Annotated in this window: 17 protein-coding genes; 9 read left to right on the plus strand and 8 right to left on the minus strand. The window is 69.4% G+C overall.

From position 1 onward, the window contains the following. Positions 1–102: 102 nt before the first annotated feature. The 5 genes from GA0070603_RS04565 to GA0070603_RS04585 all read right to left on the minus strand — a co-directional run bounded on the left by GA0070603_RS04565 (position 103) and on the right by GA0070603_RS04585 (position 4312). Positions 103–771, minus strand: a complete 669-nt coding sequence (locus GA0070603_RS04565; RefSeq protein ID WP_244282394.1) for an HAD family hydrolase — start codon at positions 769–771, stop codon at positions 103–105. A 328-nt stretch (positions 772–1099) separates the two neighbouring features. After that, the gene (locus tag GA0070603_RS04570) at positions 1100–1663 is read right to left on the minus strand and encodes a dihydrofolate reductase family protein (RefSeq protein WP_091307569.1); all 564 of its coding nucleotides are present in this window, start codon (positions 1661–1663) and stop codon (positions 1100–1102) included. A gap of 440 nt (positions 1664–2103) precedes the next feature. Then, a complete protein-coding gene (locus GA0070603_RS04575; protein WP_091307571.1) occupies positions 2104–2475 on the minus strand; it encodes a hypothetical protein in 372 nt (123 codons plus the stop codon). A 209-nt stretch (positions 2476–2684) separates the two neighbouring features. Beyond that, positions 2685–2903, minus strand: a complete 219-nt coding sequence (locus GA0070603_RS04580) for a hypothetical protein (protein ID WP_139131799.1) — start codon at positions 2901–2903, stop codon at positions 2685–2687. Between the two features lie 248 nt (positions 2904–3151). Then, positions 3152–4312 (minus strand): alkaline phosphatase PhoX, encoded by a 1161-nt coding sequence (locus tag GA0070603_RS04585; protein WP_091307578.1) that lies wholly within the window; start codon positions 4310–4312, stop codon positions 3152–3154. Between the two features lie 270 nt (positions 4313–4582). Here GA0070603_RS04585 and GA0070603_RS04590 point away from each other — a divergent pair, with 270 nt between their 5' ends. The 7 genes from GA0070603_RS04590 (at position 4583) to GA0070603_RS32550 (ending at position 11298) form a co-directional block, all read left to right on the plus strand. Further along, on the plus strand, positions 4583–5179 hold the full coding sequence (locus GA0070603_RS04590) for a Clp protease N-terminal domain-containing protein (protein ID WP_091307582.1): 597 nt from the start codon (positions 4583–4585) through the stop codon (positions 5177–5179). Between the two features lie 203 nt (positions 5180–5382). Beyond that, complete coding sequence (locus GA0070603_RS04595; RefSeq protein WP_091307586.1) at positions 5383–5772, plus strand: hypothetical protein; 390 nt, start codon at positions 5383–5385, stop codon at positions 5770–5772. Between the two features lie 125 nt (positions 5773–5897). Then, complete coding sequence (locus tag GA0070603_RS04600; RefSeq protein ID WP_244282396.1) at positions 5898–6230, plus strand: hypothetical protein; 333 nt, start codon at positions 5898–5900, stop codon at positions 6228–6230. A 1-nt stretch (position 6231) separates the two neighbouring features. Beyond that, the gene (locus GA0070603_RS04605; protein WP_139131800.1) at positions 6232–8664 is read left to right on the plus strand and encodes a DUF4132 domain-containing protein; all 2433 of its coding nucleotides are present in this window, start codon (positions 6232–6234) and stop codon (positions 8662–8664) included. Further along, positions 8661–9665, plus strand: coding sequence for a hypothetical protein (locus tag GA0070603_RS04610; protein WP_091307597.1), 1005 nt, complete (start codon positions 8661–8663; stop codon positions 9663–9665). Before GA0070603_RS04605 ends, GA0070603_RS04610 begins: the two co-directional genes overlap by 4 nt. A gap of 377 nt (positions 9666–10042) precedes the next feature. Then, positions 10043–10771: an ALF repeat-containing protein gene (locus tag GA0070603_RS04615; protein WP_091321543.1), complete on the plus strand. Its 729-nt coding sequence runs from the start codon at positions 10043–10045 to the stop codon at positions 10769–10771. A 317-nt stretch (positions 10772–11088) separates the two neighbouring features. Next, the gene (locus tag GA0070603_RS32550) at positions 11089–11298 is read left to right on the plus strand and encodes a dihydrofolate reductase family protein (RefSeq protein ID WP_425270498.1); all 210 of its coding nucleotides are present in this window, start codon (positions 11089–11091) and stop codon (positions 11296–11298) included. 62 nt (positions 11299–11360) lie between these two features. On the opposite strand, the gene GA0070603_RS04625 is transcribed toward GA0070603_RS32550, so the two are convergent. Further along, complete coding sequence (locus GA0070603_RS04625; protein WP_244282398.1) at positions 11361–11873, minus strand: hypothetical protein; 513 nt, start codon at positions 11871–11873, stop codon at positions 11361–11363. Between the two features lie 658 nt (positions 11874–12531). Between GA0070603_RS04625 and GA0070603_RS04630 the strand changes: the two genes are divergently transcribed. Together GA0070603_RS04630 and GA0070603_RS04635 are read left to right on the plus strand one after the other, a co-directional pair. Next, on the plus strand, positions 12532–13563 hold the full coding sequence (locus GA0070603_RS04630) for a glycoside hydrolase family 3 N-terminal domain-containing protein (protein WP_208862805.1): 1032 nt from the start codon (positions 12532–12534) through the stop codon (positions 13561–13563). Positions 13564–13884: 321 nt separating this feature from the next. After that, on the plus strand, positions 13885–14709 hold the full coding sequence (locus GA0070603_RS04635; RefSeq protein ID WP_091307603.1) for an SCO6745 family protein: 825 nt from the start codon (positions 13885–13887) through the stop codon (positions 14707–14709). A 160-nt stretch (positions 14710–14869) separates the two neighbouring features. Here the strand turns inward: GA0070603_RS04635 and GA0070603_RS04640 are convergent, their stop codons facing one another. Both GA0070603_RS04640 and GA0070603_RS04645 read right to left on the minus strand, forming a co-directional pair. After that, on the minus strand, positions 14870–17221 hold the full coding sequence (locus tag GA0070603_RS04640) for a ricin-type beta-trefoil lectin domain protein (RefSeq protein WP_091321549.1): 2352 nt from the start codon (positions 17219–17221) through the stop codon (positions 14870–14872). A 94-nt stretch (positions 17222–17315) separates the two neighbouring features. Then, entirely contained in the window at positions 17316–17834 is a 519-nt protein-coding gene (locus GA0070603_RS04645) for an RICIN domain-containing protein (protein WP_091307607.1), read from the minus strand. Positions 17835–17858 lie beyond the last annotated feature (24 nt).

The following is a 17858-nucleotide window of genomic DNA, read 5'->3' on the forward strand; positions in this document are numbered from 1 at the left end:
ACGGTGAAGTTGCTGGCCACCAGGGGGTTGCCGAACAGCTCTCCCCCGCCGGCGCGTGGGGTAAATCGGACTTCGCCGAACGCGCCGGCGGTGGAGGCGGCTTCAAATTCCGGCCAACGTCAGCACGTGATCGAATCCGCGAAGCTGGCCTGGCGAACTCACCATCGGCAGTACCAGGGCCGGTACCCCGGCGGTCACGGAACCGCCGTCGCCGCTGGGATGGTCACCGACCATCAGCGTTCGATCTGGCTGTGCCGCCAGGGCGTCGAGTGCGGTGCGCCAGATCCGTACATCGGGTTTGACGAAGCCGACCTCGTAGGAAAGAACGAATGCATCGATGTATCGGTCAAGCCCGTGCCTCGCAAAGCATTTACGAATGTCCCAGCCGACGTTACTGACCACGCCAAGGCGAATATCGCGGGCACTCAGTGCGGCGAGCGTGGACGACGTGTCCGCGTACGGCTCGAGCGCTTCGGCGTGCGTTTCGTGCAGCGCTCGCGCAAACGGCAAGTCCACCCCACGGATTTGCTGCAGGACAGCCAGAATCGCCCGGTCCCACACCTGTGGGTCCAAGTCCCGGGCGATGTGAGCAGGGTCCGTAGCCGTCGTCCGCAACAACTCAGCGAAATCCGAGGCGATGCGCTGCGCCTCACCGACGGCCACCTCCCGGCCGACCAAGGCCGCCGCGCTGCCGACCCAGCGGTTGGCGTCCCTGGCGAACAGGGTCCAAGCGAAATCGAACAGGACGGTAGTCACGGCTTTCGAAGGCACCAGGTCACCCTAGATCAACGGGACGATTGACGTGGGCCACGATGCTTCTGACTGCGCTCGACGCAGAACAGGTTGCCCTCCGGGTCGGCCCTGGTCACCCAACTGGGGCCGATGGAGCTTGCGGACTGTCCTGTTGAGATCCCCATGACTCTCGAGCACCACCCGTCGATCTCGAGGTGCTCGACCAGACGCCGGTACGCCGCCCGTAGGGTCTGGACGCCGAGCGGCGGCAAGGCCTACACGAGACTGCTGTTACGGTCGCCTCGAAACACAGCGCCACGAAGTCCGTGGGCGCCCCGCAGCCGGGACCGATCCGAGGTTGGGGTACTCAGCGCTTGGTCTCGTACCTGGTCAGGACCACGCCGCCAGGGAACGTCCGGGTCTCCAGCAGGGTCAGGTTCACCCAGTTGTCCAGGGCCGTAAAGAACGGCGTGCCGCCACCTATCAGGACCGGGTGGGTGACGAGCGCGTACTCGTCGATCAGCCCGTCCCGCATGGCCGCCGCGGCGAGCGTGGCACCGGCGATATCCATGGGGCCGCCGTCCTCGGCCTTGAGCCGGGTGATCTCGGTGACCGCGTCGTCGGTGACCAGGCGGGCGTTCCAGTCGACCGTGCTGGTCGTCGAGGAGAACACCACCTTCGGCATGTCCCGCCAGCGGCGGGCGAACTCGACCTCCGCCGGTGTGGCACCCGGCTGCTGATCGGCGGTCGGCCAGTGGGAGCTCATCGCCTCCCACAGTTTGCGCCCGTACAGCGCCACGCCTGTCGCCCCCACCCGGTCGGACCACCACTGGAACAGCTCGCCGCTCGGCACACCCCAGCCGAGGTCGCCGCCGGGCGCGGCGATGTAGCCGTCCAGGCTCAGGCTCATGCCGAAGGTCAGTTTTCGCATCCTGTCAGCCTCCCGTGAGTCGTACTCGGCGTACAGACCAGCACGGCGCGCAAGAATCATCGGTCAGGCCACACCGAGGGCCGGTTCACCACCACGCCCGGACCGTAGCCCCAGGATGGCGAGATGATCTCCGCACTCATCTCTAGACCAACCGTCAAGCGAGACCTGGGACGGATTCGTCAAGCATCAGGTGGGACTCGGCAGTCACAGGCTGCGTCCGAGCCGACCTAGCCGGCATGGACACGGCCCTCCCCGGCGGTCGTCGTCCGGTGTCCCATCGGGATCGCTGTGGCTCATCGCGCGGGACGTCGGTGACCGCGGTTGAGCTGCTCGTCCTGTCGCCTCGGGTCGACCTCCGACCAGTTCAGTCGGCCAGCATGGCTGCACGAGGGCTGCATAACCCAGCCCTTGGACCCTGAGCCCGCGGCCTGTGAAGCGGCCTACAGTTCCTCAGGAGCAGGCCGAAGCAGGCCCAGCTGCGGGTCGAAGCAGACAAGGCCATGTTCAGCAGCAGTTCGCGCAGCACCGGCGGACACCTCCTCACAGCGGCTGTACACCATCGGGAAGTAGATGAAAGGTCCCGATGCCTCCTTGATCAGGGGCCCCGTCGACCATGGGCTCCGCTCATCGTCGTCGTCCTCAGTGAGGTCGATCCACTGCTCAAGGAGGGCTTCGACATAGGCCCGGATACGTGGCGTCGGCGGTGTGTGGCCTCTACCGCTGTACCTCTCGTAAAGCGCCTTGAAGGTGGCCAGCGCCACGGCGTTGTCAGCGGGCCTGTCACCTTCCCAAACCGCCAAGTCGTAACTCATGCGGCGGAGTGTGCCAGCCAGCGACGACAATCGCGGAGCGGGCTCCGCCAGCCACCTCGCTGGCGGAGTTGACTCCTTCGTTCCGAAGGAACACCGGCCGGCGATGAGCTGCGTCAAGAGCAGGGTGAGCTGCCTACACGGTGGACCGGAGTCCATGGGCGTCCGACGCTAGCCGCGTCCGTCGTCACCCAGCTCGGCTGCTCAAGCACCTACGGGGCAAACGGCTGGTACTTGAGAGCTTCTTCGATTACTTCCTCGTCACTCAACCCGGGTTCCGTGAAGAACATCAGGGAGAGGACGTGTGGGCAACACAGGATGCGTTCCAGCTCGTCAACTCGCGCCCCGGCCTCCTCGTCGGGAAGGGCGGGATCGCGCAGTTCACGAACGAGTGCCAGCGCTCTGCTTCGCGCTGGGCCGTCCAGCTCCACAGCCACGGAGAATACGTGACCCGAACTGCCATGCCGTCCGCCATCGAGCCGCCCTTCGGAGAGCGGCCCGCCGCCCGGCCCGCCCCGTCAAGCGCACCTCGACGGCCATGACGTCTACGGCCGGCCGCGAACGGAGGTCGTCTCCTCGGCCGCGTCTGGATGATGCGCGTCGGCGAGGGACGCCCGGCGAAGACCGGGGCCGCCCACCGCCGGGCGGCCCCGTGTCGGTCAGCGCGGCCGGCAGCCGGTCATCGGCGGAACGGCCCGGTGACGCAGTAGGTGATGCCACCGGAGGACGAGCCGGTCGTGCCGCGTTGCGACGAGAAGTACAGTCGGTCCCCGGCCGGTGTGAACGCCGGCCCCGTGATCTCCGAACCGCTCTGTCCGGTGATCCGCAGGAAGACGGAGATCTTGTCGTCCGGCCTGATCATGCAGATCTCCATGTTCCCGCCGTCCTCGGCGACGTACAGGTCACCGGCCGTGGACCCGGTGATGTTGTCGACCCCGGTCAACGGGGCGGTGCCAGGGCTGACCAGGTTGTCGTCGTAGGCGAGCTCGTACGTGCCGGCGGCCAGGTTGACCTGCCACACGCGGTTGTCGCCCTTGGTGGTGAACCAGACGGTGTCGTCCGCGTAGTGGCAGCCCTCGCCACCGTTGAACGTCTTCGCGCCGGACACCTGCTGCCGCGTCGGGGTGGGCGAGCCGTCCGGGTCGGGCACCGTGGCCCAGGTGAACGTGCCGGAGGTGGCCGTACCGGCGCGGAAGACCTGGAGGGTTCCGGCGGAGAGATCGCCCCAGGTGGTCGGCACGAAGCGGTAGAACTTGCCGTCGGTCTCGTCCTCGGTCAGGTAGATGGCCCGGCGGACCGGGTCAGCCGCGGCCGCCTCATGCTTGAACCGGCCCATCGCGGGACGTGCCACGGAGGTCCCGCCGAGCGGGTAGGTCTCGAAGACCCGGCCCAGGGATACCTCCTCGCAGGAGAGCCAGGTGTTCCACGGCGTCTTGCCGCCGGCGCAGTTGTTGTTGGTGCCGGAGAGGATCCGCGACGCCCCGATCACGGCGCCGCTGGAGTTGAAGACGAGGCGTGAGGCACCGCCGCCCGCACCGGCTGACACCTCGGAGTTCGATACGTAGATCCAGCCGGTGCCGTTCGGGAACACGGCGCCGCCGTCCGGGGCGTCGTGCCAGGTGTACGACGTTCCCGGCACCGTCTGGCGGGAGCGCGCGACGATCGAGCTGGCGAAGCCGGCCGGCAACTGGATGCCGTTGGCGTCGGCGGGCTGAAGCCCACCGTAGGGCCCCACTGCGTTCTGCGCCGGGGCTCCGTACGCCGCCGACCATGCCGTGAACGGCAGGGCGACCGCGCCCGCACCGACAACCGTGGCCCGCAACATTGCTCGACGATCCATGGAACCTCCTCGGTAGGTTCCCCAGATCTGACCGTGCAGAGCTTACGCACTTCGAGCGGTGGGATGAACGTCGATGGACGCCTCGGTGTGCGACGTCGTATCGACGACCATCTCGTGCCCGGGTGAGCGGGTCGGAGAAGATCGACGGCATCCCGGTTGCCTGCGGCCGCCAATCGGCGCAGCTCATCGAAGTTCTCCTGCTCTGCCGCTGACTCGACCAGCGGGTCGAGGGCGTCCTGCTGCCCGCCGGGGCGCGTCTACAGTGCACCCGTGGCTCCCCAATTCGACCACTGGACGGACCACGTCGGCGCGGTGTTCACGTCCGCCCTCGGCTCGGCGACGCTGACCGGTCAACCCGTAAGCCCATTCGACCTTGCGGTTGCGCTTCTCGGGTACGAGCACGGCAACGTCGCGCTGTGGCGACGAGAGCAGGGCTTCGACGCCGAAAGGGCGATCGCGACATTGCGCATCACGGCAGGAGACAGCACGCCGTCGTCGGAGGTGCGATTCGGCAAAGATACGAAACAGGTTCTAGCTGCGGCGATCAGACTGGCCGCCGGTGGCGGTGCGGAACACGTCGGCACCGAACACCTCCTCGTCGCGTTGCTCGCGCACGGCCCCACCGCCGTGGTTTCGGCGTTCGAAGAGCAAGGCGTCACGGCGGGAGCCATGGCTCGGTATGTCGCGGGGCTGCATGGTGCGGCTGGGGCCGAAAGACTCATGGTCGCGCCGGGCTGGCGTGCTCGGCGGGCGTGGAAGCGTCTGGAACGTCACTCATCGCCGCGGAAGTCGTGGCGACCGGCCTTGTTCGCTGCCAGCGTCGTCGTCGCGCTTGCGGTCATGTTCGTCGGCTCGAGCATGTTCTGACCCAGGAGCAGGGGGAAGAGCTGCTCGTCGGTGGCAAACGATCTCCTCGTCGGCAGTCGGCAGCCCAGAACGGGAAGCCCTGCACCGCACCGTCGCGGGGCGAACCCGAGTACGCCGACTCATGCCCGGCCGGGGTCGGGCGGTCCATGCTGGGCCGCATGATGTCTGAAGCGGCCGGCACAGGTCGGCGGGGTGGCCCGATCGTGGGATTCCTGGTCCTGCTCTGGGTCTGCGGGCTGATCGCGGCGGTCGTGTGGTGGGTGGGTATCGGCCTGGAGCAGTGGAGTGCCAGCTACGGCGACCAGCCAGGCGAGTTCGAGGACCTCAGACGTCGGGCGAGCGTGGCGCTGCTGGTCGCCGCGTTCGTGGCGACCGCCGGGCCGGCCCTCATCGCGCTCGTCGCGTACCAGTTGCGGCTGGTACGCACCGCTGTCGTTTTCCTGGTGCTGACCGTCGTGATCGCCGTGCCCGCCGTGCCGTTCGCCGTGCTCGCCGGCCGGGACCTCGATCCGGCGCCGGCCGTGACGACGCCCGGCCCGCCGGGGCACTGCGTGGAACACAGCGGCGGGGACACCCGCTGCCCGGGCGGCTGAACGACTGGTTCCGTCGGACCGTCGTGCCATGATGCCGCTCACTTCAAGGCAAGGAGCACGGCGGAATGGCCACGGTGACGGTTCGGGACGAGACAGCGACGGGAAGGGCGATCGATCAGTGGCCGTTGAGCGGTCTGCCGGGACGCATCTCCGCCCGCGAGTTGGTCCGGTTGCGCGTACGTGAGGAGGTGGCGCGGTTCAACGCCGGCCGGGCCGACGTCTTCCGGGGTCTGGTGCGGCCGACCGACGCGGAGGCGACGTTGAACGGCTATCGAGTCGGTCGGGGCCGGCGGCTGGACTGGGAGCGTCAGGCGGACGCGGCGTGTGACGCCTTCGCCCGCAACGGCTTCATGCTGCTGGTCGGTGACCGCCAGGTCGAGGATCTGGACGAGGAGATCGACCTGCTCGCGGATCCCGAGGTGGCCTTCGTGCGGCTAGTTCCCCTGGTGGGTGGCTGACGTGGGTGACTGGACGCGCTTGCTTCCCGCGCTGAGCGCGGCGGATCGTCGGCAGGTGGAGGCGGGGATCGCCGAGGCCGATGCCCAGGTTCGGCCGCTGCTGCGGACGACGACCACCTATTTCTGGGCGTCTTCGGTGACCCGGACGCCGGAGTGGGCCGCCACCGAGTCGTGGCCGGGCGAGCTTCGCCGCCGCGCCGCGCTGGCCGTGCATCTGGAGGCGGCGGCCAGTTCGCGGCCGTCCGGGCTGAACGATGTCGTGCGGAGCCTTGCCGCGGGCGAGCACGACTGGACCAGGGCGGATCTCGTGTGGTGCCTGGAGGCCGCCGGACGGGGCTGGAGCTATCAGGATGGGGCGCACCTGGAGTTGCCGGCGATGATCGCCGCGCGCCTGACTCCCGCGGAGCTGGCGGATCTGGCGCCGGTGCTCTCGGCTCTGTTCGACGAGCTCGTGGCGGACCACTTCACGGCGGCAGGGCCTCGGCGGCGGATCGTAACGCTGATCGGGGAGGCGCTCGACCGCGCCACCGGTCGCCGCGTGCCGTCGTGGTTGCTGCACAACGGCGACGAGTTCGGTCCGCTCGTCCGTGCCGGATTGGGGGACGTCCTCGCCGCGCCGGGTGTGCCCGAACTGCTGGCGCACTGCGCCTCGCTCGACAAGCCCGCGGCACCGGCCACATGGCTGCGCGTCCTCGACCAGCACCTCACGACCGCGACCGCTGGGAAGAAGGCGGTCCGCGCCATCCTGGAGGCGTTCGCCGCCCACCGCGATTCCGTGCACGACGACTCGGACCGCCTCCTCCGTGGCCTGGTGTGGGCACTGTCGCGGGGGTCGGACGAGGCGTCGTCGGACCTGCTGGCGAGGGTCACCGCCGCCGCCTCGGCCGCGCCCCGCCAGGCGTCCGGTTTCCCCCACGCCCAGCGCACCGCGATCGCGGCCGTGCAACTGCTCGCGGAGCGCGACGGTGAGGCGCCGGTGCGGACCCTGGCACGGTTGGCGGTGACCGTGAAGAACAAGGCGGTGCGCAGTCGGGTGCAGTCCGCGCTGGCCCGCCTGGGCGCCCTGCGGGGGTGGTCACTCAGCGAGGTGATGGAACTCGCCGTCGACGACCACGGGCTGGACTCCGCCGGGAACCGGCGGGCCCGGGTCGGCCCGTACGAGGCGACGGTGCGGGTCGTGGGCGAGAAGGCGCGTCTGACCTTCGCTCGCGGTGACGTCGCGCTCAAGGGCGTGCCGGCCGCGCTGAAGGAGACGCACGCTGACGAGCTGAGGCAGCTGCGCGAGCTGGTGAAGGGCATCAACGCGACCCTGACCGCCGAGCGCCAGCGGGTGGAGGCGCTGCTGTCCGAGGAGCGCACCTGGGCGTACGCGGACTGGGTGTCCCGCTTCCTGGACCACCCGATCACCGGGACGTACGGGCGGCGGCTGCTCTGGGAGACGAGCACCGACGGGTGCGGCTGGTCGGCCGGCCTGCCCCGCGACGATGGCGACGGGTGGACGATCGCCGGTCTCGACGGGCGGCCGGCGCGCGGTGACCGGGTCCGGCTGTGGCACCCGATCCGCGCCGGGGTGGACGAGATCCTCGCCTGGCGTGAACGGGTGCTCGCCACCGGCGTGACGCAGCCGTTCAAGCAGGCTTTTCGCGAGGTCTACCTGCTCACGCCGGCCGAGGAGCGGACCAGTTCCTACTCCAACCGGTTCGCCGCGCACATCCTGCGCTACCGCCAGGCGAACGCGCTCATGCGCGCCCGCGGCTGGCAGGCCGGCTATCTCGGCACGTGGGACGGTGGGTATGACAGCGAAGCCACGAAGCTCTTCGGCGGTGGTGCCTGGCGGGCGTCCTTCCACCACCAACTGGTCGACGCCGGCGATCCACGCGACTACGACGTCCACTACTGCTCCACCGACCAGGTGCGCTTCGCCCGACAGGACGGCGCGACCTGGCAACCCGCACCGCTCGCGGACGTACCGCCGCTGGTGTTCACCGAGGCGATGCGGGACGTGGACCTGTTCGTCGGCGTCACCTCGATCGCCACCGACCCGCAGTGGGCAGACCGCGGCGAGGACCGGTTCCGGGACTACTGGCACAGCACCGTGGTCGGAGCGCTGACACCGTCGGCCGAGGTACGCCGGGACGCCCTGGCCCGCCTGCTCCCCCGCATGGCCATCGCCGGCCGGGTCACTCTCGCGGACCGGTACCTGCACGTACGGGGGAACCTGCGCGGCTACCGGATCCACCTTGGCTCCGGCAACATCATGATGGAGCCCAACGACGCCTACCTGTGCATCGTCCCCGCACGCGGGGGCACCGGGCGTCTGCACCTGCCGTTCGAGGACGACCCGATGCTGTCGACGATCCTGTCGAAGGCGATCATGCTCGCCGCCGACGACACGATCACCGACCCCACGGTGCTGCGGCAGCTCGTTTCATGACCGATTGGGCGCGACTGCACGTCAGCTACTCCCAGTACGAGGTGACCACCGTGCCGGGCGCTACCGGCATGACGATCTACACCGTCGGCGACGACCTCCTGCACGTGGTCGGGCCGAATCAGGTCACCGGTTTCTGCGGCATCCACACGGGATCGATCGAGGCGCGCCTACGGGTGCTGTCCGCACCACCGACGAATGTCGACGCCGGTTGGGACGCAATCAGTGAAGCGACCCTCTGGAGCCCCAGCGGCCGGTTGTCGGTCATCGGCCTGATGGGCGGCGTCGCGGACACCCTCGTCGACATCGCCGTCCCGCGTGGGCTGATCCGGATCCGGGTGCACGCCCGCCACCGCCTGCACGAGACGGTGCGCACCGACGACGACCCGCCCGAGCAACACGAGCTGCACGTCTGGGCGGTGAGCGAGCAGACGCCGTACCGCACCGTGCTGGCCGACCCGATGGGACGCGGCTGGGAGCAGAAACCGGCCAAGGCCGCCGAGTGGGCGATGCTGTCCCTGGTGCCGCGCCCGTCGACCCGACCGGCGATCCTGCCTCCGCTTCCGCCCGACCCGTACGAGGACGACACCGGCCTCGCCCGGGTGACGGTGGTCCGTCACCGGCCCGCACCGGTCGACCTGCCGGTGGGCGTGCTGCCCGTCGGTGACCTGGAGGTACGCCTGGAGCGCGTCGACACGGAAACACTCCGGTGGTCGTGGGCGACCGCCGACACACCGATCTTCCCCGACCCGCTGACGACCCTGCCGGACGACGAGCCCACCACCGTACGACTGACGACCCGCCCCGACGGCGTCACGCTGCGGCACGAGGGAGTGCGGGGTCGGCACGCCGTCGCGCTCGGCCTGGTCTGGGACCACCTGCTCGACGGCACCGGGACGTGCCCGTGGGTCGGAACGCTGCGGGGGCAGGCCGCCGACGCCACCGCGCGGGCCGAGAAGTACCGCCGGCTCCGGGCCAACCAGGAAGCCGGCGGGAGCCACTGAACAACCAGCCACGACAATCGCCCCGATCGAGACAGCGTCGATCGAGGGAGTCAGCGCGCTGAGAGCTGCGTGGTCACATGCGCTGACCACCAGTACGCGAACAGCCATGGCATAAGTCAACGGGCACGCGACCGAGGGATTACGAGATCAAGTTGCCCGCTCCCACGAGGTGTGCAGTCGGGGGCCTAGCAGCGGAAGCGCATCTCGACACCTCACACCGCTCCCCCGCTGTCCACCGGCCTCTTGCGGACTGGAAGCGGACCGCCGCCCCCTGATCCGTATCCTCGACGCGGGGCCGGTCACGGACGGGGCAACGACGTGGCGTGAGCGCCGGTAGCATCTCCACGTTTTGGCATGCAACGGGGAGGAAGACCTACATGCGATGGAAGCTACCTGCCGGCGTCCTCATGGCGCTGGCCTTTCTGATTCCGGCGGTACCGGCGACGGCTCAGACCGAGCCGCCCGTGCTGAACGAGGCATGCCAAACGGTTGAGCGCAAGGTGTACACGGACATCCGTGAGCTTGTCACCATCGACCTGGATACCGCCACCAATGTAGAGGTGCGCGTGTTAGCCAACCAGATCCTGGCCGCAGCGAACGCCGACTCGTTGCCCGTTCTGCCTGACGCCATTCAGGAGCACCTGGACGGCACCGCGGATGAGCTGCGCGCATTCCTCAAGGCGGACGTGCAGAACGCCTGGTCAACGGCCCTGCGGGTCACGGTGGTCCGGACCTTGACGGGCGCCGGCGCCAACGTGAAGGCGGCCGCGCAGAAGGCGCTCGACGAGGGGACCGTTGACGCCTATCTGGCTTACCTGAACAACGGCCTGTACGCCGCACGTGCGCTCGACTGCGCGTCTCAGCCCGCACCGACACCGACGGCTCAGCCCGTACCGACACCGAGCGCTACGCCCAGCGCCACGACGACCATCGCACCGGCCCCTGCTCCCTCCGCCAGCCTGGGCGCTCCCGGCGGCGAGGGCGGTGGGCTGCCCGTCACCGGTGCGAACACCGCGGCCGTCGCCGGCATCGGCGGTGCGCTTCTGCTCCTCGGCGGCGCGGGCTACCTGATCGGTCGCCGACGCCGGTCACGTTTCGTGGCATAGCCCGCTCGACGCGCCCGGCTCGACGCCTCGTCGGGCCGGGCGCGATCAGCGCGGTGCTTGGCGAGGCTCGTCCCGGCCCGAAGGCGTGTTGCCGCGGCATTGCGCTAGTACGAATCGACCAGCCCCGTTCGGAAAGGTCTTTATCGAAGCGTTCTCCCCGGTGTGGTCGACCATGACCGCGGAGTTCCCCGGCTACAACGCGATGCCGAAGTACGTCGTGTCGACCACGCTGCAGGAGGAGGACCTCGCTGGGCGAGGTCAGCATCCTCCGATCGCTGGACGACGTCGCCGCGCTCAAGAAGACCGAGGGCGGGCCGATCATCATCAACGGCAGCGCGACCCTGAACCGCAACCTGGCCGACGCCCGCCTGATCGACCGCTACCACCTGCTGGTCTTTCCGGTCCTGCTCGGCGCGGGCAAGCGGCTGTTCAGCGACACCGACCGGGACAAGCAGAACCTCAAGCTCATCGAGAGCGAGTCATACGCCAACGGAATCCAGAAGATGGTCTACGACGCCATTCGCTGAGCAGCCCGTCGGGGTCAGCCCTGTTCAGGGGCCGTCCCCCGGAGGGACCCTCAGGGGGTTGGTCAGGCTGGCGGATCGTCCCGAAAGAGATGCTCCTTCACACCTCGGCCGCGCCAGCGGGTCGCAACAAGCTCGGGACGAGGGCGGATCGGCCTGGGCACCCAACCGTGTTGTCCGGTGTCGGGCGCAGGGCTGTCCCAGTCGGCGATCAGCGCAAAAGGATCCGTCGCGCGTTCAGGCTCATCGTCACACGGCTCCCGGACAACCATCGCTGGATGGAAGCGCGTCTCCTGAGCCGCCCTGCAGTCATCCGTTCGGGAGGCGACCAGGGCGCCGCAGCCTGCGCAAGCCACACACGGGTTCCACCCCACCAAGGACCAGCAGCCCGTGCGAACAAGGTTGTGGACGAAGCGTGTCCCGCGTGTGTCGCCGGGTGAGAGGACGAAGGTGCCGACGACCTGATCACGGCCGTACGCGGCCTCGTCGATGGCATAGGTGCCGGGGTCGAGGAGCGGCGGGTTCACGTGATGGCAGTCCAGGAGCGACCAGTGCGGCTCCGCCGGCAGCTCCACCATCCGGACCGGGACGCTCAACGGGTTCCCGCAGCTCGCACACCGAAAGCCCTCCACCGCGGCAGTGTGACATTCGGGCCAGGCGAAGGCACCCGAGAATGTGAGGGCGCAGGCGCAGAGGCGCTGACCGGCGTGCCGGCTGAACCGCGAGCTGAGCTCCAACGTCCAAGGCTTGTAGGCAAGGGCGTGGGGCGACTGGTCACCGACGAATGTCCGGCACATACTGCTGATAGAGCCGCCGCACGGGGGCCGGTGACACGGGGAGGCACCCCTTACCAGCAGGCGCAGCGCTGCCGATCGCCGCCGGAGGGGATGCACCGTTGATCGTGCCTGGCGGATGAGGTGGGAACACCGCAGACCGGTCACCGTCGACTGATCGTCGGGTCCCGTCAGGCGCACCGGGATCGGTGTGAGCTACCTGGAGGTGGCCGTGTACCCAGCGGCGAAGGTTCGCACCGCTCTGGCGGCCGGGACGCTCGGCCTTGCGATGGTCGCCTGCCAGTCGCCACGCGCCTCCGCGCCCCGGCCGTCCACCCCTGATGCGACTCGCTCAATCCGGTCCGCGCCCAGTGGTTCGGCTGGCGGATGGGCGGCTTCGCCGTCCGCATCGACCGCGCCGCCGTCCACCAGGGTCCAGGGGCCGGCGGGTCCGGTACGGTCCGTGCCCGCGCCGACCAGGTCGGCCGGCCTTACCAGGCGCCAACTGGCCGGGCAGCGGATCATCTACTCCTATCCCGGGTTGACACCACCGGCGAGCCTGCTGAGGATCATCCGCGCCGGTGAGGCCGCCGGGGTGATCTTCTTCGGGGAGAACATCGCCGGCACCGCCCAGATCAGCAATGTGATCGCCCAGTTGCGACGAGCCCAGGCGCAGAGCCCGGTCCACGTGCCGCTGCTGCTGATGGCGGACCAGGAGGGTGGCCTGATCCGGCGGCTGCCGGGGGCGCCCATGCGGTCGGAGAAGCAGATCGGCCAGTCCGCTGATCCGGTGACCGCAGCGGCCGCGGCGGGCACCGGAGCCGGCCGCACCCTTGCCACGGTGGGCATGAACGTGAACCTCGCCCCGGTTCTCGACGTCTACTCCACTGCGGGCAACTTCATCGACCAGTACCAGCGCTCCTACAGCCCGAACCCCGGCACCGTCGCGCCCCTGGGGCGGGCGTTCATCGCCGCCCAGCAGCGCACCGGCGTGGCCGCCACCGCCAAGCACTTCCCCGGACTGGGATGGGCGGCAACGGCCCAGAACACCGACACCGGGCCGGTCACCCTGTCCCAGTCGCTGGCCAGGTTGCGCGGCACCGACGAATTCCCGTACTCGGCCGCCGTCGCCATCGGCGTCGACCTCGTCATGGTGTCCTGGGCCACCTACCCGGCGCTGGACCCGAACCGCCCAGCAGGCCTGTCACCGACCGTGGTCGGGCAAGAGTTGCGCGGCCGCATCGGGTTCACCGGGGTGACCATCACCGACGCCCTGGAAGCCGCTGCGCTGGCGCACTACGGCAGCACCGGCCAGCGTGCGGTCGCCGCCGCGACCGCCGGCATGGACCTGATCCTGTGCTCCGCCCGTGACGTCAGCCAGGGCAAAGCCGCCACCGACGCCCTGGTCAAGGCCCAGGCCGGGGGCCAGCTCGACTCCACCGGCTTCATCGCCGCGGCGGATCGGATCGCCGCCCTGCGGGCCCATCTCCACTGACTTCCCGTGAGGCTTTGCCCGGGATTGGACACCGCGTTGTGCCGCCAACGGTCGCAGGTCGCCGGCCTTATGGGTCACTTCATGTGGGTGGCACCGCTTGTAGCTGTCGGCTACCGGCTTGCCAGGTATCAAAGACCCGGACGGAGCCTCGGATGGCGATGGGCAGCGATCGCGGCGACCGCGCGACTCGCGGCATGAGAGTGAGGCTGATCTGGGCTGGATTGAAGTCGGCCGGAGTTGTCGTATCCGGGCCGCGTCGTTCGTAGCTACGGTGAGAGGCGGTCCACGAAGGCGCCGTCACGACCACAGGAGCTGCCACCGATGACGCACCCACTGGCCAAGGTCCACCGCATGTTCGAGCTGGTCGAGCCGATCGCCACCGTCACCTTCTCCGAGGTGCCGAACGAGGCGTTCCTGGCCTTGGGTATGCGCAACTACTGGGACGGGTACTTCGCGGGCCGGGCCGCGCCGCTGGGTCTGGCGCCGGCCGAGGTGGTGCACGCGGTCTTCTACAACTTCGCCGACGGCGAGGTGGCGCGCCACATCCCGTGGGTCTGGGGGAAGATCACCCCGCAGGAGGCGATCGCGGTGCGCGAGCGGGGCAGCACGGCAGCGCTGCGGCAGAGGATCGGGCAGCTCGCCGACTCCCCCGCTCTGGTGCGGGCCGCCGACCTGGCCACCCGAGCAGCGGTCAGCGCGCCGACCGAGGGCCGCGCGCTGTACGCAGGCCTGCGGGCGCTCGACGTGCCCGCCGAGCCGGTGGCCAGGCTCTGGCACGCGGCGACGCTGCTGCGGGAGCACCGCGGGGACGGCCACAACGTCGCTCTCCTCGCCCACGGCATCGGCGGCACCGAAGCCCACGTGCTGCTCGCCCTCTCCCTCGGCATGCGGGCGCAGGAGTTCGGCCGCACCCACCACCTGCCCACGGCACAGCTCGCCGCTGTCGTCGACGGTATGCGCCGCCGCGGCCTCGTGGACGCCGCCGGCGGGTTCACCGACGCCGGCCGCCAGACCAAGGAGCGAATCGAGGCCCTCACCGACGAGCTGGCCGCACCGGCGTACGACGTACTCACCGCCGACGAGCTCGACGAGCTGATCGCGGGGCTCGAGCCGATCGCCGCCGCGACACAGGAAACCGACCACTGAGCGGGCGCATCAGACGACGGCCAGGAGATCGCCCTGGACGAGAGCCGGACTTGTCAGCTGTTTACCGCCGGCCCCACCGCCAACCCACCCCCGCTCACCTGATCGCCGACGCTGGTGCCTGACCCACTCTGCGCGGGTCAGGCACCCGGCCAGGGTCGGCTCAGCTGCGGGTCCAACGCTGGTTGTCGCCGCCGTTGCAGGTCCAGATCGCGACGGGGCTGCCGTTGCTGGTCGCGGCGTTGGTCACGTCCAGGCACAGCCCCGACTCCACCCCGACGACGGTGCCGTCGGCGTTGAGCCGCCATTGCTGGTTCGTTCCGCCGTTGCAGGTCCAGATCTGCACCCTGGTGCCGGCGGATGTCGCGTGTCCCGGCACGTCCAGGCACTTGTTGCCGTACACGATCAGCTGGTTGCTGGCCGTGGCCGTCCACTGCTGGTTGCTGCCACCGTTGCAGTCCCAGATGTTCAGCAAGGTGCCATCGGTCTGGCTGGCGTTCGGCACGTCCAGGCACCGGCCGGAGCCGACCCCCCGCAGCACGCCGCTGGACCCGCCGGTGCCGCCGCTGCCCGGCGTCACGGTCAGGTTGTCGAACTGGGCGGTGATGCCCTGCCCGGTGGCGTAGCCGACCTGCCCGGCACCCGACGTGTAGTCGGTCACGGTGCCGACGGTGGTGCCGTCGATGCTGGCCGTGATGGTCGCGCCGCTGAACTTCAGCGCCAGGGTGTGCCAGCGCCCGGTGCCCAGCGCCGCGACGGTGCCGCTGGCCAACGTTTGCACCTGGCCGCTGGTGTTGTTGCTCAGAATCGACCACGACCCGCTGCTGTTGACCCGCAGGTAGTAGCCGTTGAGGTTGGCCGGCGACTGGAACTGGTACGCGGCCGCCCGGCCGATGAGCTGGGCGTAGCCGGTCTTCTCCAGCATCACGTCGGACGAGACGGTGTAGTTGGTCCAGCTAAGGTCGCCCAGCAGCGTGTACGGCTCGGCCAGCTGCGAGGTCCATTTGATCGGTGCCTGCTCCGACATCTGCCGTACGCACCGTCCGGACCGGCCACCTCCACACGTCACGATCTCGAACGAGCCCTGCGCGTCCATCAGGTACCGGGCCTCGCGGGCGACCGGGTAGCTGTCGAAGGTGTCGCTGTAGGGCAGCGGCAGCGTCCCCTGCGCCGGACTGGTCGCGGTGCCCTTCCCCTGCCCGGTCGTCGTGGTGATGCTGTAGACGTAGCCGGGCTGGACGGTCAGTGACATCGCGCCGCCGGACGGCGTGAGGTCCGCGCCGCGCACGAAGTGATCCGCCGGGTTGTTGGACCGCACATTTGTGGACCAGACGTGCACGGTGCCCTGGGACAGTCCCCCGGTGACGGTGAGGTTGAGGGTCTGTGCGCTGGTGGCGTCCATCGTCTCGATGATGGTGCTGTAGTCGCTTCCGGTGGGCGACCGGAGGGACACGTAGCTGCCGTTGTTGCGGTTGCCGCCCAGGTAGCCGCTGGAGGAGTCGAGATAGCGCCAGCCCGGGGCGGTGAACTGCGTGGTCTGCGCCATCACCCAGGCGTTCTTACCGATCGAGTAGTAGCCCGACCACGGCTGCGGGGCGACCGCGACGCCCATGGTGGCCCACGGGATGTTCGGCGTGATGGCCGCGATGATCGGCCAGTTGATGTACGCGGTCATCTTCCCGTCGAGGTAGCCGCGGTTGATGCCTCGGGCGAGCGCGTTCGCGCCGGCGTTGTAGTCGTCGGACCCGTTCTCGCTGGCCCACAGCGGCTTGCCGCTGTTCACGGCGTTGCTGGAGCTCGGGCAGTCGGTCTGGGCGCTGCGGTACCCACACACGTAGTGCGAACCGAAGACCGCGACGGCCCGGCCGAAGGCCGGATCGCGGAGGGCTTCGTCGGCAGCGCCCCAGCCGAAGTCGTCCGAGGCGACGATCTTCACGGCGGAGTACCCGCCGGCGTCGAGCGCGGCCCGGAGGTTCTTGTACCAGGTGGCGTTGAAGCCCTTCTCGTTCCAGCCGCCGAGGTAGTCAACGGTCAGTCCGTGGGAGGTGGCGCACCCGAGCCAGTGCAGGAGGTAGTTGATCGAATCCGTCGTCCAGAAGTCGCTGCCGATCCAGCCGGGAGCACCCCAGGTCAGGCCCACCAGCTTGACGCCGGGGTTGCGGGCCCTGGCCTGTTCGGCGAGCCACCACTGGTACCCACGGTCGCAGTTCACCACGCCACGCGTGTGTTCGTGGCTCGGCTCGGCGCCGGACGTCGTGTTGGTGTCCCCGCCGATCTCAAGCTTGAGCAGTTGCACCGCCGCGCCGTAGCCGGGCTTGAACAGGTAGTCCAGGAGCTGGGTGCGCTGCGGTTCCGGATAGTCGATGAGCAGACGGCTGTTGCCGCCACCGCCGCTGATCGCGCCGACGCCATCGAACACCCGGCCCCCCGACGAGCCGTTGATGGTGATCGCCGTGGCTGCCTCGGCCGGCGAAGCCGTCACGAACGTCCCGGTGGTGGCGGCGACGATCACCATGACCAGCGCCAAGGTAATCGTTCGGCCGCGGGTCAGTTGGGCGGTGACGAGACGGCGCAGGGCGCCGCCACGATGAGACCTCATGTGTCCGTCCTTACCTCAGAGTCCACTGTTGGTTGGTCTGGCCGTTGCAGGACCACAGGACGACCTTGGTGCCGTTGGCCGTGGCCGCGCCGCTGGCGTCCACGCACAGCCCCGACTGCACACCGGTGATCGTGCCGTTGGCGTTGACGTTCCACTGCTGGTTGGTCTGCCCGTTGCAGTCCCAGATGATCACCTGGGTGCCGTTGGCCGTGCCCTGACCCGAGGCGTCGAGGCACTTGCTGCCGTACACCTGGAGTTGCCTGCCCGACGTGTACGTCCAGAGCTGGTTGGCCTGGCCGTTGCAGTCCCACAACTGCAGCTGGGTGTTGTTGGCCGTCGTGGCGTTCGGCACGTCGACGCAGCGGCCCGACTGGCCGCCCACGACCGGCGTCGGTGTGCCGACGGTTGCGGCCGAGGCGACGCCGTGCGCGGCCGCCAGGGAGATGCCGCCGGCGACGACGGTGACGATCAGCGCGCCGAGCACCGGCGACAGTCGCCGGCGGCTGCGCCGCGGGTACGAGAAGGTCATGAGGGTTCCTTCGAGGGGTAGGGC

Source organism: Micromonospora chersina (genome assembly GCF_900091475.1).
In the GTDB taxonomy this organism is placed as follows: Bacteria; Actinomycetota; Actinomycetes; order Mycobacteriales; family Micromonosporaceae; genus Micromonospora; species Micromonospora chersina.

Coding starts and splice junctions, on each gene's coding strand:
- GA0070603_RS04610 (WP_091307597.1), top strand. CDS start 8,661: ATGACCGATTGGGCGCGACTGCACGTCAGCTACTCCCAGTACGAGGTG.
- GA0070603_RS04625 (WP_244282398.1), bottom strand. CDS start 11,873: ATGGTGGAGCTGCCGGCGGAGCCGCACTGGTCGCTCCTGGACTGCCAT.
- GA0070603_RS04635 (WP_091307603.1), top strand. CDS start 13,885: ATGACGCACCCACTGGCCAAGGTCCACCGCATGTTCGAGCTGGTCGAG.
- GA0070603_RS04615 (WP_091321543.1), top strand. CDS start 10,043: ATGCGATGGAAGCTACCTGCCGGCGTCCTCATGGCGCTGGCCTTTCTG.
- GA0070603_RS04575 (WP_091307571.1), bottom strand. CDS start 2,475: ATGAGTTACGACTTGGCGGTTTGGGAAGGTGACAGGCCCGCTGACAAC.
- GA0070603_RS04585 (WP_091307578.1), bottom strand. CDS start 4,312: ATGGATCGTCGAGCAATGTTGCGGGCCACGGTTGTCGGTGCGGGCGCG.
- GA0070603_RS04640 (WP_091321549.1), bottom strand. CDS start 17,221: ATGGTGATCGTCGCCGCCACCACCGGGACGTTCGTGACGGCTTCGCCG.
- GA0070603_RS04570 (WP_091307569.1), bottom strand. CDS start 1,663: ATGCGAAAACTGACCTTCGGCATGAGCCTGAGCCTGGACGGCTACATC.
- GA0070603_RS04645 (WP_091307607.1), bottom strand. CDS start 17,834: ATGACCTTCTCGTACCCGCGGCGCAGCCGCCGGCGACTGTCGCCGGTG.